This window comes from Streptomyces tagetis, from assembly GCF_018069565.1.
GTDB lineage: Bacteria > Actinomycetota > Actinomycetes > Streptomycetales > Streptomycetaceae > Streptomyces > Streptomyces tagetis.
The window spans coordinates 608,154-629,108 of sequence record NZ_JAGPNL010000001.1 but is presented as its reverse complement, the minus strand read 5'-3'; the positions used below and the strand labels follow the sequence as shown (position 1 = coordinate 629,108).

Below are 20,955 nucleotides of genomic sequence, written 5' to 3'. Positions count from 1 at the left end.
CCGGGGGAGGGACCGGCGCAGGGCCCTCGTCCCGTCGTCGGCCGGGTCGCGGGTGCGGGGCGCGGGTGCGGGTGCGGGTGCGGCCGGTTCACGTCAGGGGAAGCGGCTCCAACGGGGCTCGGTGGCGGCCCAGTCGGTGTCCCACCCGGCGAGGTTGCGGCGGTGCAGCATCCGCCCGCCGATCCCGTACGCGGCGAGGCCGCTCAGCACCACGGCCAGGAGGGCGAGGATCGCCCAGCCCATGGCGCGGCTGCGGATCTCCCCGGCGCCCAGCGGCGGTTCGGTGATGGTGCCGCGCGCGTCGGTCCACACGTGGACCGTGTTCCCGGCGGTGAGCCCCGGCTCCACCTCGGCGGTGCCGGTACGGGTCTCGCCGTCGGGGCCGGTGAAGCGGACGGTCACCGGATACCGGCTCTCCCTCGCCTCGGGCGAGCCGGGCTCGGGGTGGCGGGGTGTGTCGTGGACGAGGACGGCGGGCACGTGGGCGCGGGTCCGCTCCTGGTGCTCGGCGGTGCCCCGGTAGTGCCGGTGGGCCGCGTCGCCGGCGGCAGAGGCGGCGAGCGGCGCCGCCACCAGCACGGCCAGCGCCAGGCCGAGGGCGATCCACGCCTGGAGCCGGTCGCTGGGCCGGCGCAGGGGATTGCGCCGCCACCGCCATAGCAGCGGGTGCGGGCGGTCTCCCCGGCGGTCCGGGGGCGGCGGTGCGTGCGATGTGTCGCCGGCCACGTGCGCCTCCTTCACGGTCGGGGCAGCCGGAGGGTCTGGGTGTGGTGCTCCGCCGCCGGTGCCCGGAGGGGACGCCGACGGCGGAGCGGGGGGACGGGGGCGGTAGCGGGCCGGTACGGCGGGCGGGTCGCCGGTGCCGTACCGGGCGGGGCGGGTCAGCGGCGCCGGGGGTGGTCCGGCGGCTCCGGGTCCGCGGCGATGGCGCGGGTGTGCACGGCCTCCAGGAGCTTGGCGGCGCCGCGCACCGCGGCGGTGTGCGGCGCGGGCACGGCCCGCAGCGGGGCGTGCAGCCCGCCGGTGAGGTGGCAGGTGATCTCGGGCCGCAGCGCTCCCCCGCCCGCCAGCAGGGGACCGCGGCCGAGCGCGTCGAGGGTGAGCGAGGTGCCGTCCTGGCGCCGCATCGAGGTGACCATCTCGACGACCGCCTCGGCGATCCGCGCGGCCGTGATCGCGTCGTCGAGGTCGCCGGTGCCCAGCGCGGTGCGGCGGGCGTCGAAGACGGCGCCGTCCACCAGCAGCACCACCTCGGTCAGATGGGCGCCGATGTCGATCACGAGCAGCGGCCGGGACAGGTCCGCGCCCGCCGCGAGGGCGACGGCGCGGGCGCTGGGCACGGTCAGCACGGTGCGCGGGCGCAGCACCTCCACCGCCGTACGGGCCTCGGTGCGGAAGGCGTAGCCGTCCAGGACGGGCGCGGTCACCACGATCAGGGGCCGGCTGAAGCGGGGCAGGCGGTGGCCGAGGAGCCGGTCGAGCATGCGGGCGGTGCCCTGGGTGTCGACGATGGAGCCGCGCTGGATCGGATAGACCGCCCCCGCGCCCGGGAAGGTCACCGTCGGCACGTCGAGGATCATGCCGCGGCCGGCCACCCAGGCGCGGGTGCGGGCGCTGCCCATGTCGAGGGCGACCCCGGTGTACTGGCGTTGCAGGGGCCAGGGCCGGGTCCGGGCGCGGCCGGACCGGGGGCTGCGGATCACGGTCATCGTCCGGCCTCCCGCACCTGCTGGCAGCGGGAGCAGTAGCGGGCCTGCGGCACGATCATCAGGCGGTCGCGGTCGATGGGGCGCCGGCACAGGTGGCAGGCGCCGTAACGGCCCTCGGCCAGGCGGGTGAGGGCCGCTTCCACGTCGGCGAGGACCATGCGCGCGGAGGCCGCGAGTTTGACCCGGACCTCGGTCTGCGCGGCGGAGCGCCGCTGGATCAGTTCGTCGGCCCGGGACGGGAGGCTCGCGATCTGCCGCAACTGTTCCCGGCGGAACAGCCGCTGCTCGTGCAGGTTCTCCTGGAGTGCGGCGAGGTCCTCGGGCGACAGACGCGTGTCGAGGTCGCCGATGATCTGGTTGTTCACCACGTCACCCCTTGGGCAGGGCAGGGCAGGGCGGGAGAGGCAGGCGGGACGGAGCGCGCTCAGGTGGCGCGGCGCTGGCAGCCGACGCAGTACCGCGTGTAGGGCAGGATCTCCAGGCGCTCGCCCGGGACCGGCTTGCCGCAGCCGAGGCAGGTGCCGTAGGTGCCGTCCTCGACGCGCGCGAACGCCTCCTCGATCTCCTTGAGCACCCGCTCGATGGCGTCCCGCTGGGCGGACATGAGCTGGTCGTCCACCGACAGGGCGCCGGAGTTCCCGCCGAGCGCCTGGATCTGGGTCATGCGGGTGTCCCGCGCGTGTTCGAGGCGGCGGCGGGCTTCGTCGGCGGTCAGCCGCTCGGGGCGGGGTTCGAGGCGGGAGGCGTCGAGCGACACGGTGAGTCCTTCTCTCAGGAGAAACGGAAAGTGGGTACGCGTCAGGCCCCGGGCTCTTGGGAGGGGGCCCGGGGACGCGTCGGGGTGCCGGAGCCGATACGGACCGGACATCTTCAACCCTGGACGACGGCCGCGCGGATTCCCATCGGGCGCAGGCCCCATTTGTGCGGGGGCGGAGCATCCACTGCGCCCGGGGCGGCGAGGTGGTATGGGTATGCGGCACCCCCGAAATGGGGGCCGTGCCCCATCGACCTCGCGCGGGGGGACGTGCAAGGTGGTCGTCGGCTCGGTCGTGATCGAGGACCGCAGCTCCCCGCCGGGGTGCGCGATGACCGACAGTGGAGGCGTACCAGGTCGTGGAAGGAGGCGTACCCCCGGTGTCCCTGTTCTGGCGGATCTTCGGTCTCAACGCGGTGGTCCTCGGCTCGGCCACGGCCCTGCTGCTGTGGGCGCCGGTGACCGTCTCCGTCCCGGTGGTGCTGACCGAGGCCGTGATCCTCGTGGTCGGCATGGGGATCATGCTGGTGGCCAACGCGGCCCTGTTGCGCTGGGGCCTGTCCCCGCTGGACCGGCTGACGAAGCTGATGAACACGGTCGACCTGCTGCGTCCGGGCCAGCGGCTGCCGGTCGCGGGCGGCGGCGAGGTGCCGGAGCTGATCCGTACCTTCAACGCCATGCTGGACCGGCTGGAGCACGAGCGGGCCACGAGCAGTGCCCGGGTGCTGCTGGCGCAGGAGGCCGAACGGCGCCGCATCGCGCAGGAGCTGCACGACGAGGTCGGGCAGAGCATGACCGCGATCCTGCTGGTGCTGGGGCGTTCCGCGGACGAGGCCGGGGAGCCGCTGCGCGGGGAACTCCACCAGGCGCAGGAGATCACCCGGGAGAGCCTGGACGACGTCCGCCGCCTGGTGCGCCGGCTGCGCCCGGGGGTGCTGGACGACCTCGGCCTGATCAGCGCCCTGACCTCGCTGACGCACGACTTCGCCACGCACACGGGGCTGAGGGTGGTCCGCCGTTTCGCGTCCGACCTGCCCGCGCTGGACCACGAGACCGAGCTGGTCCTCTACCGTGTGACCCAGGAAGGTCTGACCAACGCCGCGCGTCACGCGGACGCCGAACGGCTGGAGGTGAGCCTCACCCGTGCCGAGGGCGGGGTGGAGCTGTCCATCGCCGACGACGGCCGCGGCATCGAGGCGGCGTGCGAGGGCGCCGGAATCCGCGGCATGCGCGAACGGGCCCTGCTCATAGGGGCCTCCCTCGACATCCTTTCGGCACCCGGCGCCGGCACCCGGGTCCGGCTCACCGCACCCGTACCGAGGAAGCAGCCCTGACCATGCCCGACCCGTCCCTGTCCGAGCCGACCCCGTCCGGTGCGGCCGGCTCCCCCGAGGCGTCCGCGTCCGATCCGTCCGCGGCCGGTCCGGCCCGTATCCGGATTCTGCTCGCCGACGACCACGCGCTGGTGCGCCGCGGCGTGCGCCTCATCCTCGACCGCGAGCCGGACCTCGAAGTGGTCGCCGAGGCCGGGGACGGCGCGGAGGCCATCGAGATGGCCCGCGCCCACACCGTGGACCTCGCCGTCCTGGACATCGCCATGCCCCGGCTGACCGGCCTCCAGGCGGCGCGGGAGCTGTCCGCGCTCAAACCGGACCTGCGCATCCTGATGCTGACGATGCACGACAACGAGCAGTACCTCTTCCAGGCGCTGAAGTCGGGCGCGTGCGGATACGTCCTGAAATCGGTCGCCGACCGGGATCTGGTGGCCGCCTGCCGGGCCGCCATGCGCGACGAACCCTTCCTCTACCCTGGTGCGGTCACCGCGCTCATCCGCAACTACCTGGACCGGGTGCGCCACGGTGAGGAGAGCGCCGACCACATCCTGACGCCCCGCGAGGAGGAAGTCCTGAAGCTCGTCGCGGAGGGCCACTCCTCGAAGGAGATCGCGGAGATCCTCTTCATCAGCATCAAGACCGTCCAGCGGCACCGCGCCAACCTGCTCCAGAAGCTGGGGCTGCGGGACCGGCTGGAACTGACCCGCTACGCCATCCGGGCCGGCCTGATCGAGGCCTGACCCCCCACCCGCCCCGAACCGCCCGGGGCCCTGGCCTTCCACTCCCCGGCCAGAGCCCCGGGTTTCCGTCCGCCACCCGCCCGCGCACCCACCACGAAGGGGGACGCACCATGCGCCCCGTACCCAGGGTCCCGATCCCGGCACGTCCGGGACCCTCGGCGACGGGTGCGCACGCCTCTCTTCCGGCGGCCCGGCGCGGGCCGCAACCGGGTGCGGCGGGGGCCCCGGTCTCGCCTCGGGGCGGCCGGCCCGTGGTGTACGCCGCCTTGCCGCTCCCGTGGCGGGACGGCGCCGCCGCGCGCCCGGCGGCCGGGCGGGCGCGGGGGCGCGGCCGGGGGCTCGCCGTGGCCGCGCCGGTGTTCGCCGCCGTCGGCACGCTGCTCGCCGTCCTGCTGACCCTGCTCCCCTCCTGGCCCCAGGCCGGTGCCCGGGTCGCCCCCGGCGGTCCGCTTCCCGCGCACTCGTCGACGGCGGTGCCCCGCCCGGACAGCGGCTACCACCCCGACGACGGCTGCACCGCCACCTGCGGCGCGCAGGCCCGTCCCCGGCACGACCAGCTCGTGGAGCGCCCGGCCCCGCCCGAGCACCACGCGACCGTCGCCCGCCACCCGGGCGGCACCACCCGCGCCGTCCACGGCCGCAGTTCGGCCGCCTCCGTCCCGGCGCCGGTCTCCCCCGGCCGGTCCGCCCACGACCGCGGGCGCGCGCCTCCCGTTTCCTCCGGCATCTGAGAGACCCCGTCCCTTCCCCCCAACTCCGCCCCGGCCGCGCAGGCCGCCGCCGTGGCGTGGCCGTCGGAGGCCGTGTTGACACGCTCCCGTTCCCGTAACCAGTCGCGTACGCAACCCCGTACGCAATCCCGTGCCCAGACCCGGGCGAACCGTATCCGCGCACTGATCGCCCTCGCCGTGATGGGCGTGTCGGTGGCCATCGCCCTGACCACGCCGATCCGGCTCGGGCTCGACCTGCGCGGCGGCACCCAGATCGTGCTGGAGACCCGCTCCACCCCCACCGCCAAGGCGGACCGCGAGGCCACCGACCGCACCGTGGAGGTGCTGCGCGGCCGGATCGACGCGCTCGGCGTGGCCGAGCCGACCATCGTCCGCTCCGGCGACAACCGCGTCGTCGTCGAACTGCCCGGCGTGCAGGACCCGAAGAAGGCCGCCGACGTGCTGGGCCGTACCGCGCAGCTCACCGTCCACTCGGTGGCCGGCGTGGACGAGGAGGGCAAGGAGGAGGCCGAGCACCCGGCCGACCCCGCCGCCGAGCGCGTGCTCAAGGACGAGTCGGGGCTGGCCCTGCGGCTGAAGGCCGCCGGCCTGACCGGACAGGACGTCAAGGGCGCCGACGCCGTCTTCGACCAGCAGAACGGCGCCGGCTGGCTCGTCACCATCGACTTCAAGGACAAGGGCAGCGACCGCTGGGCGAAGGTGACCGGCGAGGCCGCCTGCTTCCCGGCCGGCGACCCGCAGCGCCGCGTCGCCATCGTCCTCGACAACAAGATCATCTCTTCGCCGCAGGTCGACCCCTCGGTGGGCTGCAACACCGGCATCGCCGGCGGGTCCACGCAGATCACCGGCTCCTTCAGCGACACCGAGGCCCGTGACCTGGCCCTGCTGGTCAAGGGCGGCGCCCTGCCGGTGCCGGTCGAGACGGTCGAGCAGCGCACCATCGGCGCCACGCTGGGCGAGGAGGCCATCGAGGCCGGCGCCCTGGCCGGCATCATCGGCACCGCGCTGACCGCGCTCTTCATCATCGTGATCTACCGGCTGATGGGCGTCCTGGCGACCCTGGCCCTGATCTGCTACGGCGTCATCTCCTATGCCGCCCTGGCCGCCATCGGCGCCACCCTGACCCTGCCCGGTCTCGCCGGTTTCGTGCTGGCCATCGGCATGGCGGTCGACGCCAACGTGCTGGTCTTCGAACGGGCCCGGGAGGAACACGCGGCCCGCAGCCGGCCGAGCCCGCGCTCGGCGCTGACGACCGGTTTCCGCAGCGCCTTCAGCGCGATCGCGGACTCCAACATCACCACCCTGATCGCCGCGGCGCTGCTCTTCTTCCTGGCCTCCGGTCCGGTCAAGGGCTTCGGCGTCACCCTCGGCATCGGTGTCCTCGCCTCGATGGTCAGCGCCCTGGTCATCACCCGGGTGCTCGCCGACTTCGCCGCGAGCCGCCCGATCGTCTACACCCGCCCGAAGATCACCGGCATCGCCTCCATCGGCCCGGTCCGCGAGCGGCTGCTGCGCCGCGATCCCTTCCTGATGAAGTACCCGCGCCGCTGGCTGGCCGTCTCCGCCGTGGTCCTGGTGGTGGCCGGTGCGGGCATCTTCGTGCGCGGGCTCAACTTCGGCATCGAGTTCACCGGCGGACGGCTCATCGAGTACTCGACCGCCACCCAGGTCGACCCGGGCAAGGCGCGCAGCGCCCTGACCGACGCGGGCTTCCCGCGCGCGGTCGTCCAGACCTCGGGCGACAACGGCCTGACCGTGCGCACCGAGCCGCTCACCGACGCGGAGGCGGCCACCGTCACCAAGACGGTGAACGAGTTGGGCGGCAAGACGGAGCTGATCCGCGACGAGCTGATCGGCCCGAGCCTCGGTGACGAGCTGCGCCGGGACGCGCTGATCGCGCTCGGCCTGGCGCTCGGCGCGCAGTTGCTGTACCTCGCGTTCCGCTTCCGCTGGCTGTTCGGCAGTTCGGCGGTGAGCGCGCTCGCGCACGACGTGGTCATCCTCGTCGGTGTCTTCGCGTGGCTGGGCAAGCCGATCGACGGCGTGTTCCTGGCGGCGCTGCTCACCGTCATCGGCTACTCGGTCAACGACTCCGTGGTCCTCTTCGACCGCATCCGGGAGTTGCTGGGGACCGAGCGCAAGACGCCGATGGACAAGCTGATGAACCGGGCGATCCTGCAGACCCTGCCCCGGACGATCAACACGGGTATGGGCGCGATCCTGATCCTCGCCTCGCTGGCGGTGCTCGCGGAGGACTCGCTCACCGACTTCGCCCTCGCGCTGCTGATCGGCGTGGTGGTCGGTACGTACTCCTCGGTGTTCACGGCGGCGCCGCTCTCGGTCGAGCTGGACCAGCGGGCCGCCCGCCGTGCCTCGGGCGGCCGGGGGGACCGGGCCGCCGCGAAGACGCCGCCGCGCCAGGCGGAGCGGCAGGAGGTCTCGTAGCGGACCGGCGTCCGCGACGCGAAGGCCGCGGTCGTGCCCTCCGGGGCCGGCCGCGGCCTTCGCCGTCGCCGGGGACCGGCCGGCGGGAGGGGTCAGGGCGTGGCGGCGCCGAAGTGGTCGCCGGCCAGGGCGCGTACCAGTTCCGTGTCGCCGGTGACGAGCGCGTCCAGCAGGGCCGTGTGCTGGTGGGCGTCGGCGATCAGGTCGGCCCGGCCGCGGGCCGTGGGGGTGCCCGCGGGTGGCCACTGGGCGCGGCGGTGCAGGTCGGCGGCGATGCGGACGAGCTGCTCGTTGCCGGTCAGGGCGAGGACGGCGTGGTGGAAGGCGCGGTCGGACTCGGCGTAGGCGACCGGGCAGCCGGCCAGGGCGGCCCGGACGGTGGCCTCGGCGAGCGGGCGCAGTTCGGCCCAGCGTTCGGCGGGCACGGTCCGGGCCAGCCGCAGCAGGACGGGGACCTCGATCAGGGCGCGGACCTCGGCGAGTTCGGCCAGCTCCCGGGCACCGCGGCGGACGACGCGGAAGCCCCGGTTGGGCACCACCTCGACGGCGCCCTCCAGGGCGAGTTGCTGCATCGCCTCGCGCACGGGGGTGGCCGAGACGCCGAACCGTTCGCCGAGCGCGGGCGCCGAGTAGACCTCGCCGGGGCGCAGTTCGCCGGCGGTGAGCGCGGTGCGCAGGGCGGCGAGGACCTGTCCGCGCACGGAGGAGCGCCGGACCGGGGCGCGCGGGGCGGGCAGCGGGGGTTCCGCGTGGACGTGTTCGCCGCGGGCGGCGCCGTCCGACGGGTCCTCGGCGCCCTCCTCACGGCGGCGGACCGGGTGGCGGTCCGCGGCGCCGGGCTGGGCGGGGACCCGGGCCGGTGCCGGGGTGCGGCTCCGCTCGGTCCCCGGCGGGGCGGGGAGCTGCGCGCTCGGCTTCACGGCGTCCTCCTGTGAACGGACGTTTCGGTACTTGGGGTCATTACGGCGGGTTGTCTCTCCTGCGTCAAGCACGATAAGGGCACGGGCCCCGTCTCTTCACATCGCACGGATTGTCGGTAAGGTAAGGCTTACCTCTGACTGTCCGTCGTGGTGTCCCTTGCTCCGCAGCCCTGACGTGGATCGGTGGTCCCCCATGCCTCGCCCCCGCTCGGCCGTCGCGGAGTCGTACGCGCGCCTGTCGCAGGTGCTGCCGGGACTGGCCGTGACGGAGCCGGCCGCGGGGGACGGGCTCCCGACGGGCGGCGGCTGGACGCCGGCCGGGGGGCTCGCGGCGGGCGGGGCGGTCCTGGAGTCCTTCCTGGCCTGGGACGACGCCCAGGTGCTGCGGGACTACGGGCAGCGAGCCCGGCCGGACGTGGTCGCGAGCTTCGGTCTGCACCGGTACGCCTGGCCGGCCTGTCTGCTGATCACCGTGCCATGGTTCCTGCACCGCAGGGTCCCGCGCTACCCGGTGGCGAACGTGGCCTACGACCGCACCGCCCCCGGCCTCGCGCTGGGCCGGCTGGCGGCCCGCCCGGCGGGCTTCGCCTGCCTGCCCGGCGATCCGGCCGCCGCGCTGCCCGGCGCCCGGGTGGTCGCCGGCGAGGAGGCGCTGCGCGCCGAGGTGCGCGCGGCGGTCGCCGAGCACCTGGAGCCGGTGCTCGCCGGGTTCGGGCCGCGGACGCGGCGGCGCGGACGCGCCCTGTGGGGCATGGCCACCGACGAGGTGGTCGAGGGGCTCTGGTACGTCGCCCATCTCCTCGGCGAGCAGGAGCGCGCCCGGCGGGAGCTGGAGCTGCTGCTGCCGGGGGCGACCGCGCCGTACGTCGGCACGGCGGCCTTCCGGGAGCTGACCGGGCCGGACGGCGAGCCGCTGCACACCCGGGACCGGGCGAGCTGCTGCATGTTCTACACGGTGCGCCCCGAGGACACCTGCGCCACCTGTCCGCGCACCTGTGACACCGAGCGGGTCAACAAGCTGCTCGCCGTGACGGGTTGACTGCCCCTCGGGTACGGTGCGGCACCGGGGTCGGCTAAGATCCGTCCGGGTTGTTTCACAAATTTCCCACGTGTCGCGGGAACTTTCCGCGGAACCACCCGTACGGGTAGTCTTATCCGAACTCAACTCCCGCCCCTCATGCGGCAGTTCGAGCAGATCGCCGCCCTGGGCACCCCCTCGCACTCCCTTGGCGGCCTCTTGTCCCGAAACCCCCTGAGGGCCGGTGGGTTTGGGCCACCATGGCGGGCGTTACGCCCTATCCCAATGCAAGGGACCCCCAGATGAGATTGACCGACATATCGCTGAACTGGCTGCTTCCGGGCGCCGTGCTGCTCCTGGGCATGCTGGCGGCGGTCGCGGTGCTGGCGCGCGGCAAGCGATCCTCGGGCAAGGACGCGGGCGCGGACGATTCGTGGGAGCGCGCCGAGGAGCGGCGCCGGCGCAAGGAGGCGCTCTACGGCACCGTCTCCTACATCCTGCTCTTCTGCTGTGCGGCGGTCGCCGCCGCGCTCTCCTTCCACGGGCTGGTCGGCTTCGGCGAGCAGAACCTCGGCCTGAGCGACGGATGGCAGTACCTGGTGCCGTTCGGGCTGGACGGGGCGGCGATGTTCTGCTCCGTGCTCGCGGTGCGCGAGGCCAGCCACGGTGACGCGGCGCTCGGCTCCCGCATACTCGTGTGGACCTTCGCCTTCGCCGCCGCGTGGTTCAACTGGGTGCACGCGCCCAGGGGCCTCGGGCACGCGGGCGCCCCGCACTTCTTCGCGGGCATGTCCCTCTCGGCGGCGGTCCTCTTCGACCGCGCCCTGAAGCAGACCCGCCGGGCCGCGCTGCGCGAACAGGGCCTGGTGCCGCGTCCGCTGCCGCAGATCCGCATCGTGCGCTGGCTGCGGGCCCCCCGCGAGACCTACCGCGCCTGGTCGCTGATGCTCCTGGAGGGCGTGCGCAGTCTGGACGAGGCGGTCGAGGAGGTGCGCGACGACCGGCGCCGCAAGGAGGAGGACCGGCTGCGGCGGCGCGACCACGAGCGTCTGGAGCGGGCCCGCATCAAGGCGATCAGCCGCGGTCACCGGGGCTGGCCGGGCCGGGGCGGCGGCGGACGACAGGTCGAGGTGGAGGTGCAGACGGTGGAGCGAGGCTCCGACCGCACCGCAGCGGAGCCTGCCATACAGGCGTCCGAGCAGCTTCCGCCCGTACCCCAGCGTCCCTCCCTCCAGCCGGTGCGCAGCGGAGCCGCTGACGCCATGACCGTCGACCTCACCGCGGAGGACGACACCCAGGCCCTGCCGCGCCTGGACTCGCTGGAGCGCAAGCTCAAGGACCTGGAGCAGCAGTTCGGTTAGGGCGACCCGGCGGCGACAGCGCCGCGCACGGCCGCCACGAAGGGGCGTGACCACCTGTCACGCCCCTTCGGCGTTCCCGGCCTCAGGTCACCCGGCCCACTCCGCGTCCGGGTCCCCGGCCGCTTCCGTGGCCGCTTCCCCGTCCGGTTCCTCCGGGTCCAGTTCGAACCAGACCGACTTGCCGACCGGGTGCCGCCGCACTCCCCAGGAGCCGGCGAGGGAGCGGACCAGCACCAGTCCCCGCCCGCCCGTGCCCTCGTGGGGTCCCGCCGGCCGGGGCCGGGGCGGCGAGACGGCGAAGTCCCGTACCTCCACCCGCAGTCCGCGCGGGCCGAGCGCGGCCGTCAGCACCGCGTCGTCCCCGGTGTGGACCAGGGCGTTGGTGACCAGTTCGCTGGTGAGCAGCTCCGCGGTCTGCGACCGTCCCGGCTTGCCCCAGTGCCGCAGCAGTTCGCGCAGCGCCCGGCGGGCGTCGGGCACCGCCCGCGGGTCCTCGCGGCCCAGTCTGCGCCTGAGTCGTGGTACCGCCTGCCTCTCCATGTCCCCCGTCCGCGTGGCGATGTCGGTGTCCCTTCTCGTCGGTCGCCCCGGCCCGCCGGATCTCCCGGCTCCGCCTCGGGGCTCCTCGGGTCCCTCTCGGACTCGTACGCGTACCCGGGAGATCCCTGCCCGATACGGGCCCCTGGCAGTCCTGCCGGAGGGACGGCACACGTTTGCTCGGCCACGGCCGGGGCGAAGTGGCCGGTTCCGTGCGGTGGCGGACCGGCTACGGACGCGGGACGTGACGGAGGTTGGAGCGGGCCATCTGGAGCATCCGGCCGACCCCGCCGTCCAGCACGATCTTCGAGGCGGACAGGGCGAACCCGGTGACCATCTCACTGCGGATCTTCGGCGGGATGGAGAGCGCGTTGGGATCGGTGACGACGTCCACGAGGGCCGGGCCCTTGTGCCTGAACGCCGCCTTCAGCGCCCCGGCCAGCTCCTTGGGCTTCTCCACCCGCACGCCGAAGACACCGCACGCCTCGGCGACGGCGGCGAAGTCCGGGTTCTTGTTGACCACCCCGTGCGAGGGCATGCCCGCGACCAGCATCTCCAACTCGACCATGCTGAGCGAGGAGTTGTTGAAGAGGACGACCTTCACCGGCAGATCGTGCTGGACGAGGGTGAGGAAGTCGCCCATCAGCATGGTGAATCCGCCGTCGCCGGACATCGAGACCACCTGCCGGTGCCGGTCGGTGAACTGCGCCCCGATCGCCATCGGCAGCGCGTTCGCCATCGAGCCGTGCGAGAAGGAACCGATCACCCGACGGCGCCCGTTGGGCGAGATGTACCGGGCGGCCCACACGTTGCACATGCCGGTGTCCACGGTGAACACCGCGTCGTCGGCGGCGACCTCGTCGAGTACGGAGGCCACGTACTCCGGGTGGATCGGCACGTGCTTGTCGACCTTGCGGGTGTACGCCTTGACCACGCCCTCCAGCGCGTCGGCGTGCTTCTTCAGCATCCGGTCGAGGAAGCGGCGGTTCTTCTTCTCCTTCACCCGGGGGATCAGGCAGCGCAGCGTCTCCTTCGCGTCGCCCCACACCGCGAGGTCCAACTGGGAACGCCGGCCCAGGTTCTCCGGCCGTACGTCGATCTGGGCGATCTTCACGTCGTCGGGCAGGAAGGCGTTGTACGGGAAGTCGGTGCCGATGAGGATCAGCAGGTCGCACTCGTTGGTGGCCTCGTAGGCGGCGCCGTAGCCGAGCAGTCCGCTCATGCCGACGTCGTACGGGTTGTCGTACTGGATCCACTCCTTGCCGCGCAGGGCGTGGCCCACCGGGGACTTGATCTTCCCGGCGAACTCCATCACCTCGGCGTGGGCCCCCGCGGTACCGCTGCCGCAGAACAGGGTGACCTTGTCGGCGTCGTCGATGAGCCGCACCAGCCGGTCGATCTCCTCGTCGCCGGGGCGGACGGTGGGCCGGGAGGTGACGAGGGCGGTCTCCACCGGCTTCTCCGGCGCGGGCTCCCCGGCGATGTCGCCGGGCAGGGCGACGACGCTGACGCCGCCCTGGCCGACGGCGTGCTGGATCGCGCTCTGGAGCAGCCGGGGCATCTGCTGCGGGCTGGAGATCAGCTCGCTGTAGTGGCTGCACTCGCGGAAGAGCCGGTCGGGGTGGGTCTCCTGGAAGTAGCCGAGGCCGATCTCGCTGGAGGGGATCTGGGAGGCGAGGGCGAGCACGGGGGCCATGGAACGGTGGGCGTCGTAGAGCCCGTTGATGAGGTGCAGGTTGCCGGGGCCGCAGGAACCGGCGCACGCGGTCAGCTTCCCGGTGATCTGGGCCTCCGCGCCGGCGGCGAAGGCGGCGGTCTCCTCGTGCCGCACGTGCACCCAGTCGATGGCGGGGTTGCGGCGCACGGCGTCCACGACCGGGTTGAGGCTGTCGCCGACGACCCCGTAGAGGCGTTCGACTCCGGCGCGGGTGAGGATGTCGACGAACTGTTCCGCGACGTTCTGTTTGGCCATGACTCTCCGTGTGCCCCTTCGGTCGCCGTCGATCCCCCGGCTCCATGGAGGCACAGCGGAGGGCGTCACGCCTCCCAGAGCGCCGCGGCGGTGCGGTCGTCGGCGTGGCCCTTGACCCGTATGCCGCTGTCGGTGAGGAATCCGGCGAGACCGGGCGGGGTCGGCGCGGACCATCGCCGGGCGAGGAGTTCGGGAAGTTCCGGCTCGTCGCGCAGCGGCTCCGCCAGACCCGCGGTGCACATCAGGAGGACGTCACCCGGGCGGGCTACGGAGGCGCGGAACCGGAAGGGCGCGCGGGGCGGCGGTACGGCCGGGCCTCCCGGCGGGGGCGGCGGAGGCGGTGGCGGCGGGGGCGGGGCGAGGCGCGGGTCGGTACGGGGCAGGCCGCCGCCGGGGGTGACGGGGTACGGCTCCAGGTCCTGCCAGGCGCCGTCGCGCAGCCGGAACAGGCCGCCGTCGCCGACGCCGAAGAACACCCGCGTACGGCACGCCGGGTCGGCGGGCAGCAGCAGACAGCGCAGGCTCGCCGTGTACTCCCCCGGGTCCAGGCCCTGTTCGGCGGCGCTCGCGCGGAGCCGGCCGAGGCTGCGGTCGGTGAGGCGGTGCAGGCCCGACTTCAGGTCCCCGCGGCGCGCGGCCCGCAGGTCCTCGGCGAGCCGGGCCTGACTGTGGCCCACGGCCCGGCCGATCCACCGGCACGCCTCGGCCGCGGCGAGGTGCGCGGCCCCCGAGGCGCGGGTGCCGCTCGCCATCGCCACCAGCAGCAGCCCCTGCTCGCCGGCGCCGAACCGGGCGACGAGCAGCGCGTCGCGCCGCGGATCGCCCCGGTAGCGGGCGGAGTCCCCGCGCACGGAGGCGGCCCGCAGCGTGCAGGGCCCGTACCGGGCGCCGTCCAGCACCGTGTCCGGCACCAGGGCGTCCAGGTGGTCGGGGTGGGCGGGCGGCAACGCGGTCGGCTCGGGGTCGTAGGTGGGCGGGCCGGACCCCACGTGGTCCCGTCCCCTGACGGAGGCCGGTCCGCCGGCGACGGGGGGCGCGGGCGCCTGGGCGGGCACGAACGGAGGCGGCGGGGGCGGCAACGGCGGCCCGTCCACGGACGGCGGAGGCGGAGGCTGCCCGCCCCACACCCCGAACACCCGCGGCAAGGTGGGCCCGGCACCGGGGGGCGGGGTGGGGGGTGCGGTGGTGGGGGGAGCGCCCGGAGGGGGCGCGGCGGCGCGGGGGGCGTCCGTGGGGGGCGTGTCCCGAGGAGGCGCGGCGGCGCGGGGCGCGTCCGTGGGATGTGCGTCCGACGGGGGTTCGGCGGCAGGGGGTACGGCGGCGCGGCTCGGGTCGGCGGCAGGGCCCGGTGGCCGGTCGCCGCCGCCGGGGACGCGGGGGTCGGTGAACGCGGGCGGCTCGGGCGTCACCCACCAGGGCGGGGCGCTGTCGGGTGCCCCGGGCGCGTGCGGAGGATCGACGCGCCCGGTCCGGCGCCCACCGCCCGAGGCGGGCGGGACGGGGCCGGGACGGGAGCCGTTGGCGGGGAGCGGCACCGGCTCACGCGGGTCCGTCGGAGAGGGGGCGGCGTCACGCCGGTCCTCCCGAGGCGGAGCCGGATCGTCACGGTCACCGCCGGGCGAAGTCCCCCCGCCCGCCCGGTCGCCGCCAGGCGAAGGCGCCTGCGCGCGGGGCGCCCCCGGCGAAGTCCCGTCCGCCCGGTCACCTCCGGGCGAAGGCGCCTGCGCGCGGGGCACCTCCGCACGCGGCGTCCCCGACGGCGGTGGCTCCGTGCGGGGCGGGCTCGGCGGTGAGGGCTGCTCCCTCGGGTCCGTACCCGCCCGGTCACCGTCCGCCGCACCGGCGCTCGCGCCCTCCGCCGCGGCGGGGTTCGCGCCGGACGGCGCAGCCGCCCCCTCGCCGGACGGCGCAGCCGCCCCGGGGGTTCCCCGGGGTGGGCGGACCGTGTGGGCCGCCGAGGTGAAGCGGTCGTCGAGCGTGTCCGGTGTGGGCGTGGCGCCCGTGTCACCGGTGGAATCGTCGTACAACTGCGTCCACCAGTCGTCCGCCGGACCGGTGGGCCTTCCCCCCTGCTGGCTCATGTCCCTGATTGTCCACCGCCGGGGCGCCCGGAAAACCGGCATCGGGAAATCCCGCCGGACTTCCCCACCCGCCGGCCGCACGCGGGGGGCCGAGCGGCCCCACCCCCCACGGGAGGACCGCCCGGCCCCGCCACCTTGGCAGAGTGACCACCGGTACGGCGATGATGTCCACGGGCGGGTTTGCGCCGTGGCCGTTTTCCGCCACGGAGGCCGGCACGCCCGTACGGACCATGGGGCTTGTCGGAGGGACGTCGCCGGATGCTGGGAGTGCTGGGGCTGGAGGACGCGCACGAGTCGGCGTACCGGGCGCTGGTGTCCGTGGGTGCGGCGGACGTGTCCGATCTGGCGCGGCGGCTGGCGCTCGGCGAGCGGGACACCGAGCGGGCGCTGCGCGGGCTGGAGCAGAGCGGGCTCGCCGCGCAGTCCCCGGCCCGGCCGGGCCGCTGGGTGGCCGCTCCCCCGGGCGTGGCGCTGGGCGCGCTCCTCACCCAGCAGCGGCACGAGCTGGAGAAGGCGGAGCTGGCGGCGGCGCTGCTGGCGGAGGAGTACCGGGCGGTGGCGGCGGAGCCCGCGGTGCACGACCTGGTGGAAGTGGTGGTCGGCACGGCGGCGGTGGCCCGGCGTTTCCTCCAGCTCCAGTTGGGTGCGAGCGAGGAGGTGTGCGCGCTGGTCACGGGCGATCCGGTGGCCGTGACCGGGGTGGAGAACCACGCCGAGGAGCAGGCCGTGGGGCGCGGGGTGCGCTACCGGGTGGTGGTGGAGCGGGCGGTGCTGGACCAGCCGGCGGGCATCGCGGAGCTGACGGCGGCGCTCGACCGCGAGGAGCAGGTACGGGTGGCGGACCGGGTGCCGACCAAGCTGGTGATGGCCGACCGTTCGCTGGCGCTGGTGCCGCTCACCACGCACTCGGCGGAGCCGGCGGCGCTGGTCGTGCACGCCGACGGGCTGCTGGAGCTGCTGTCGGGCCTCTTCGAGGTGGTGTGGCGGGACGCGCTGCCGCTGCGCCTGGGCGCCTCGGGCGTACGGGAGCAGCGGCCGGAGGGCCCGGACGGCACGGACCTGGAGATCCTGTCGCTGCTGCTGGCCGGGCTGACGGACGCGAGCGTGGCCAAACAGCTCGACCTCGGGCTGCGGACGGTGCAGCGGCGGGTGAAGCGGCTGATGGAGCTGACCGGGGTGACGACCCGGCTCCAGCTCGGCTGGCACGCGTACGAGCGGGGCTGGGTGGCCCGGGGCCGCTGACCCGCGGGCCCCTCCGGCCGGGCACCGGCGAGTTCTGCGGGGCGGGCCGGACTCGGGCACCCTGGACTGATGGGAGCGTGGGACCTCCTGCTGTCCGGCCTGGTCATCCTGCTCGGGCTGTGCGGCGTGCTGCTGCCCGGCGTGCCGGGGGCGTGGCTGGTGTGGGCCGGGGTCCTGTGGTGGGCGCTGAAGGACCCGCGGACGCTGTCGTGGACGGTGCTGATGGGTGCGACGGCGGTGCTGCTGCTGGCGCAGGCGGTGCGCTGGACGCTGCCTCCCCGGCGGCCCCGCGGCCGGCGCCTGACGCCCCGGGTCACGGTGTACGCCGGTGTCGGGGCGGTGGCCGGTTTCGTGGTGGTACCGGTCCTCGGGGCCGTACCGGGTTTCCTGGGCGGGGTCTACCTCGCGGAGCGGCTGCGGCTGGGCGGGCACGGGGAGGCGATGGCGGCGCTGCGGACGGCGATGCGCTCGGGCGGCCTGAGACTGCTGACCGAGCTGTTCGCGTGTCTGCTGGTCACGGGCGCGTGGCTGGGGGCGGTGCTGGCGGGCTAGCCTCCAGCGCCAGGAGGCGGGTCTTGCGGTCGAGGCCGCCCGCGTAGCCGGTCAGGGAGCCGTCGGCGCCGATCACCCGGTGGCAGGGGCGCAGGATGAGCAGCGGGTTGGCGCCGATGGCCCCGCCGACGGCGCGTACCGCGGCGCGGGAGGCGCCGGCGCGGGCCGCGATCTCGCCGTAGGTGGTGGTCGTGCCGTACGGGACCGCGTCGAGGGCGGCCCAGACGCGTCGGCGGAAGTCGGTGCCGAAGCTGCGCAGCGGCAGCCGGAACCGCTTCAGGTCGCCCGCGAAGTAGGCGGCGAGCTGTGCCTCGGCCTCGCGGAAGGGCCCGGCGTCCCGGCGGGCGCCGGTGAGGTCGGGGACGGTCTTCCCGCCGGGTACGGCGAGCGCGGTCAGGGCGCCGTCGGGGTCGGCGGTGAGCAGGAGCCGGCCGACGGGGCTGTCGGTCTCGGTCCAGTACGCCGGGCGGGGCGCGGGAAGGGACGTGGTGGGGAGGGTAGGGAAGGTGGGGGTCATGGTGTCGTCGGCTCCGGTCGGATGGGTCGGGTTCATGGTGCGGCGTCCGGTCCCGGGGGCGCGTCCCGCCGGTCCCGGTCGGTACGCAGGTGGCGGACGGCGTAGGAACGCCAGGGGCGCCAGGTGTCGGGGGCGTCCTCGCCGGGCGGGGCGACGTCCGGGTCGCCGAGGGCGCGGGTGCGGATGACGGCGGTGGCGGCGGCGTCGAGCCCCGGCAGCGCGAGCAGGGCCCGCGCGCTCTCCTCCCGGTCGGCCCCGGGGTCGAGGCGGACGGTGCCGTCGGCGAGGGCGGCGGCGAGCGCGCCGAGGGTGCCGTCCTCCCCGGCGGCGAGGGCGGCCGGTTCGGGGAAGAGGTGGGTGAGGGTGCCGTCGGGGGCGTCCAGCCGTTTGCCGTACCGGCGGACCAGGCGTTCGGCGCCGGCCCGGCCGGTGAGGGCGCGGACGGCGAGTTCCTCGGGGTCGGCGGTGCCGGGCGAGCGCAGTCCGGGGCGGGCGGCGACCAGCGGGGCGAGCCGGGGGTCGGCGCCGAGCCGCTCGTCGACGGCGTAGGGGTCGGCGTCCAGGTCGAACAGGCGCCGCAGCCGCCGGACGGAGGTGGTCAGGTCGCGCAGGTCGGTGAGGTGGAGGCGGGCGTCGAGCCAGCCGCCGGTCCGGGGGGCGCCGGCGCGGGGGCGTTCGTCGACGGCGGCGGTGCCGGTGCCGTGGGGCAGGCGCAGGGTGCGCCGGTAGGTGCGCCGGCCGGGTGGGCCGGTGACCTCCTCGATGCCGGGGACGGCCTCGCTCCGGAGCAGGTCGAAGACGGGTCCTGCCTGGTAGGGGCCCCGGTGGGCGAGGCGCAGCGGGATACCGGCGGCGGGGGCGCCCGCCCGGCGCCAGGCGCGGTCGCGGGCCGGGGCGGTGGCGCGCAGCCCGCTCGGGGTGGTCGCGTAGACGGCGCGGACGGTGTCGTTGAACTGGCGGACGCTGGCGAAGCCGGAGGCGAAGGCGATCTCGGTGACCGGCAGCGCGGTGGTCTGGAGCAGGATGCGCGCGGTGTGGGCCCGCTGGGCGCGGGCGAGGGCGACGGGTCCCGCGCCGACCTCGGCGGTGAGCTGGCGCTGCACCTGGCGGGCGCTGTAGCCGAGGCGGGCGGCGAGGCCGGGGACGCCCTCGCGGTCGACGACGCCGTCCGCGATGAGCCGCATGGCCCGGCCGACGGTGTCGGCGCGGGCGTCCCATTCGGCGGAGCCGGGCACGGCGTCCGGCCGGCACCGCCGGCAGGCCCGGAATCCCGAGCCCTGCGCGGCGGCGGCGGTGCGGTAGAACCGTACGTTGTCCCGTTTCGGGGTGACCGCCGGGCAGCTCGGCCGGCAGTAGATGCCGGTGGTCCGCACGGCGAAGAAGAACTCCCCGTCGAAGCGGGCGTCCCGGCTGCGTACGGCCTCGTACCTGGTGTCCTCGTACTGCGTCACCCCTCCAGTCTCCGCCCGCCCGGGGGTCACGGCTGGCGGGATTCGGACATCGCGTCGCGGGTCACCGGAGGCGGAGCCGTCCGGGGCGTGCGGACCGCCGTCCCGGCCGGAGGCGGCCCGCCTCGCCGGTCACCTCAGGCGCCCCCTCTTCGCGGCCATCGCGGCGCGGCCCTCGGCGCCCCGGCGCCTGCCCTCCTTGCGGATCTCGGCCCGCAGGCGGGCGTCGGTCTTGGCGACGATGCGCCGGTTCTCCCAGACCAGCTTGCGGTAGCTGTCCAGCCGCCGCGGCGGCAGGTGCCCGGCGTCGACGGCGGCGAGCACCGCGCAGCCGGGTTCGCCGGTGTGCGCGCAGTCGTGGAACCGGCAGCGGCGGGCCAGCTCCTCGATCTCGGCGAAGACCTGCCCGACGCCGGCGCCCGCGTCCCAGAGGCCGACGCCGCGCAGTCCGGGGGTGTCGATGAGGACTCCCCCGCCGGGCAGGGGCAGCAGGTTCCGGGTGGTGGTGGTGTGCCGTCCCTTGCCGTCGACGTCGCGGACGTGCCGGACGGTCTGGGTCTCCGTGCCGAGCAGCGCGTTGGCGAGGGTGGACTTGCCGGCGCCCGACCGGCCGAGCAGGACGGCGCTGCCGCCGGCGACGACCGCGGCCAGGGCGTCGGTGCCCTGCCCGTGTTCGGCGCTGACGGGCAGCACCGGCACGCCGGGCGCGCTGGTCTCCACGTCCCGCACGAGGTGCGCCAGGGTGACGGGGTCGGTGACCAGGTCGGCCTTGGTGAGGACGACCACGGGCTGTGCGCCGGACTCCCAGGCGAGTGCCAGGAAGCGTTCGACGCGGGCGAGGTCGAGGTCGGCGGCGAGCGAGACGGCGATCACCGCGTGGTCGGCGTTGGCGGCGAGGATCTGGCCGTCCGACCGCTTGGAGGAGGTGGAGCGGACGAAGGCGGTACGGCGCGGCAGGCAGGCCCGGACGTAACGGGGGGTGCCGTCGGGGTCGACGGCGGCCCAGTCGCCGGTGCAGACGACGCGCAGCGGGTCGTGCGGGGTGACGAAGGCGGTGTCGGCGTGCACCGTGCCGTCGGCGGTGATCACGTCGCACCGGCCGCGGTCGACCCGGGTGACGCGGCCGGGGATCAGTCCCCGGGCGGCGTACGGGGCGAACGCGTCGGCCCAGTCCTCGTCCCAGCCGTACGGGGCGAGCGCGGCGGACGGAGCGGAGTGTGCGGAAGAGCTGGTCAAGGGTGACCCTTCACGAGGGTGGCCCCGGCGCCCGCGCGTACCCGGCGGTACGGCGGCGAGAAAGGTGTGTGGGTGTCAGCCGGTGGCCACGGAGGTGGAGTTGACGGATTCCGGGGTACGGGCGACAGCGCCCGTCGTGACGACGGCCATCGGTCGGCACCTCCTCTGCGCACACGGTGGGACACGGCGGCCGGCGGGCCGCCGTGTGACGTGCCGCCACCGTAGCCACGGGGGGCCGCGGCACTCAACGGGTTTTCCGGGCGCGGCGGATCGGCTGCGGCAAGCGGTGGACCGGCCCGCGACGGGCTGCGGACCGGCCCGAGGGCAGAGCGGGGAACCGGCCCGGAGGCGGAGCGGA

General features: G+C 75.3%; 19 protein-coding genes. 8 read left to right on the top strand and 11 right to left on the bottom strand.

Translation table 11 applies throughout. The features are described 5' to 3' along the window. Positions 1–93 precede the first annotated feature (93 nt). The 4 genes from J5Y05_RS02670 to J5Y05_RS02655 all read right to left on the bottom strand — a co-directional run bounded on the left by J5Y05_RS02670 (position 94) and on the right by J5Y05_RS02655 (position 2,466). Positions 94–726, bottom strand: a complete 633-nt coding sequence (locus J5Y05_RS02670) for an Rv1733c family protein (RefSeq protein ID WP_210868103.1) — start codon at positions 724–726, stop codon at positions 94–96. 155 nt (positions 727–881) lie between these two features. After that, positions 882–1,709 (bottom strand): rod shape-determining protein, encoded by an 828-nt coding sequence (locus J5Y05_RS02665; protein WP_210868102.1) that lies wholly within the window; start codon positions 1,707–1,709, stop codon positions 882–884. Further along, the gene (locus J5Y05_RS02660) at positions 1,706–2,077 is read right to left on the bottom strand and encodes a TraR/DksA family transcriptional regulator (RefSeq protein ID WP_210868101.1); all 372 of its coding nucleotides are present in this window, start codon (positions 2,075–2,077) and stop codon (positions 1,706–1,708) included. The genes J5Y05_RS02665 and J5Y05_RS02660 overlap by 4 nt, the downstream gene beginning before the upstream one ends. 56 nt (positions 2,078–2,133) lie before the next feature. Beyond that, complete coding sequence (locus J5Y05_RS02655) at positions 2,134–2,466, bottom strand: TraR/DksA family transcriptional regulator (protein WP_210868100.1); 333 nt, start codon at positions 2,464–2,466, stop codon at positions 2,134–2,136. A gap of 377 nt (positions 2,467–2,843) precedes the next feature. Between J5Y05_RS02655 and J5Y05_RS02650 the strand changes: the two genes are divergently transcribed. The 4 genes from J5Y05_RS02650 (at position 2,844) to secD (ending at position 7,713) form a co-directional block, all read left to right on the top strand. After that, positions 2,844–3,797, top strand: a complete 954-nt coding sequence (locus tag J5Y05_RS02650; protein WP_210868099.1) for a HAMP domain-containing sensor histidine kinase — start codon at positions 2,844–2,846, stop codon at positions 3,795–3,797. 2 nt (positions 3,798–3,799) lie between these two features. After that, positions 3,800–4,537: a response regulator gene (locus J5Y05_RS02645; protein WP_210868098.1), complete on the top strand. Its 738-nt coding sequence runs from the start codon at positions 3,800–3,802 to the stop codon at positions 4,535–4,537. Between the two features lie 266 nt (positions 4,538–4,803). Beyond that, positions 4,804–5,268, top strand: coding sequence for a hypothetical protein (locus J5Y05_RS02640; protein WP_210868097.1), 465 nt, complete (start codon positions 4,804–4,806; stop codon positions 5,266–5,268). Between the two features lie 180 nt (positions 5,269–5,448). Continuing rightward, positions 5,449–7,713 (top strand): protein translocase subunit SecD, encoded by a 2,265-nt coding sequence (secD, locus tag J5Y05_RS02635; RefSeq protein WP_247614003.1) that lies wholly within the window; start codon positions 5,449–5,451, stop codon positions 7,711–7,713. 92 nt (positions 7,714–7,805) lie between these two features. On the opposite strand, the gene J5Y05_RS02630 is transcribed toward secD, so the two are convergent. Further along, the gene (locus J5Y05_RS02630) at positions 7,806–8,633 is read right to left on the bottom strand and encodes a GntR family transcriptional regulator (RefSeq protein WP_210868095.1); all 828 of its coding nucleotides are present in this window, start codon (positions 8,631–8,633) and stop codon (positions 7,806–7,808) included. Positions 8,634–8,826: 193 nt separating this feature from the next. Between J5Y05_RS02630 and J5Y05_RS02625 the strand changes: the two genes are divergently transcribed. Together J5Y05_RS02625 and J5Y05_RS02620 are read left to right on the top strand one after the other, a co-directional pair. Further along, positions 8,827–9,672, top strand: coding sequence for a (2Fe-2S)-binding protein (locus J5Y05_RS02625; protein WP_210868094.1), 846 nt, complete (start codon positions 8,827–8,829; stop codon positions 9,670–9,672). A gap of 281 nt (positions 9,673–9,953) precedes the next feature. Further along, entirely contained in the window at positions 9,954–11,012 is a 1,059-nt protein-coding gene (locus tag J5Y05_RS02620; protein ID WP_210868093.1) for a DUF2637 domain-containing protein, read from the top strand. A gap of 87 nt (positions 11,013–11,099) precedes the next feature. Here the strand turns inward: J5Y05_RS02620 and J5Y05_RS02615 are convergent, their stop codons facing one another. The 3 genes from J5Y05_RS02615 to J5Y05_RS32405 all read right to left on the bottom strand — a co-directional run bounded on the left by J5Y05_RS02615 (position 11,100) and on the right by J5Y05_RS32405 (position 14,510). Beyond that, entirely contained in the window at positions 11,100–11,552 is a 453-nt protein-coding gene (locus J5Y05_RS02615; protein WP_210868092.1) for an ATP-binding protein, read from the bottom strand. A 226-nt stretch (positions 11,553–11,778) separates the two neighbouring features. Then, positions 11,779–13,521, bottom strand: coding sequence for a pyruvate dehydrogenase (locus tag J5Y05_RS02610; protein WP_210868091.1), 1,743 nt, complete (start codon positions 13,519–13,521; stop codon positions 11,779–11,781). A gap of 65 nt (positions 13,522–13,586) precedes the next feature. After that, entirely contained in the window at positions 13,587–14,510 is a 924-nt protein-coding gene (locus J5Y05_RS32405) for a protein phosphatase 2C domain-containing protein (RefSeq protein WP_307853666.1), read from the bottom strand. 1,350 nt (positions 14,511–15,860) lie between these two features. On the opposite strand from J5Y05_RS32405, the gene J5Y05_RS02600 reads away from it, so the two are divergent. Together J5Y05_RS02600 and J5Y05_RS02595 are read left to right on the top strand one after the other, a co-directional pair. Continuing rightward, positions 15,861–16,844, top strand: coding sequence for a helix-turn-helix transcriptional regulator (locus J5Y05_RS02600; RefSeq protein WP_210868089.1), 984 nt, complete (start codon positions 15,861–15,863; stop codon positions 16,842–16,844). 69 nt (positions 16,845–16,913) lie between these two features. After that, on the top strand, positions 16,914–17,396 hold the full coding sequence (locus J5Y05_RS02595) for a DUF456 domain-containing protein (protein ID WP_210868088.1): 483 nt from the start codon (positions 16,914–16,916) through the stop codon (positions 17,394–17,396). Here J5Y05_RS02595 and J5Y05_RS02590 read toward each other — a convergent pair. The 3 genes from J5Y05_RS02590 to rsgA all read right to left on the bottom strand — a co-directional run bounded on the left by J5Y05_RS02590 (position 17,359) and on the right by rsgA (position 20,597). Beyond that, positions 17,359–17,913 (bottom strand): methylated-DNA--[protein]-cysteine S-methyltransferase, encoded by a 555-nt coding sequence (locus J5Y05_RS02590; protein ID WP_210869631.1) that lies wholly within the window; start codon positions 17,911–17,913, stop codon positions 17,359–17,361. The two genes, J5Y05_RS02595 and J5Y05_RS02590, sit on opposite strands and share 38 nt — an antisense overlap. A gap of 32 nt (positions 17,914–17,945) precedes the next feature. Continuing rightward, positions 17,946–19,364, bottom strand: coding sequence for a DNA-3-methyladenine glycosylase 2 family protein (locus J5Y05_RS02585; RefSeq protein WP_210868087.1), 1,419 nt, complete (start codon positions 19,362–19,364; stop codon positions 17,946–17,948). A gap of 129 nt (positions 19,365–19,493) precedes the next feature. Continuing rightward, positions 19,494–20,597, bottom strand: a complete 1,104-nt coding sequence (gene rsgA, locus J5Y05_RS02580; RefSeq protein WP_210868086.1) for a ribosome small subunit-dependent GTPase A — start codon at positions 20,595–20,597, stop codon at positions 19,494–19,496. Positions 20,598–20,955: the final 358 nt, after the last annotated feature.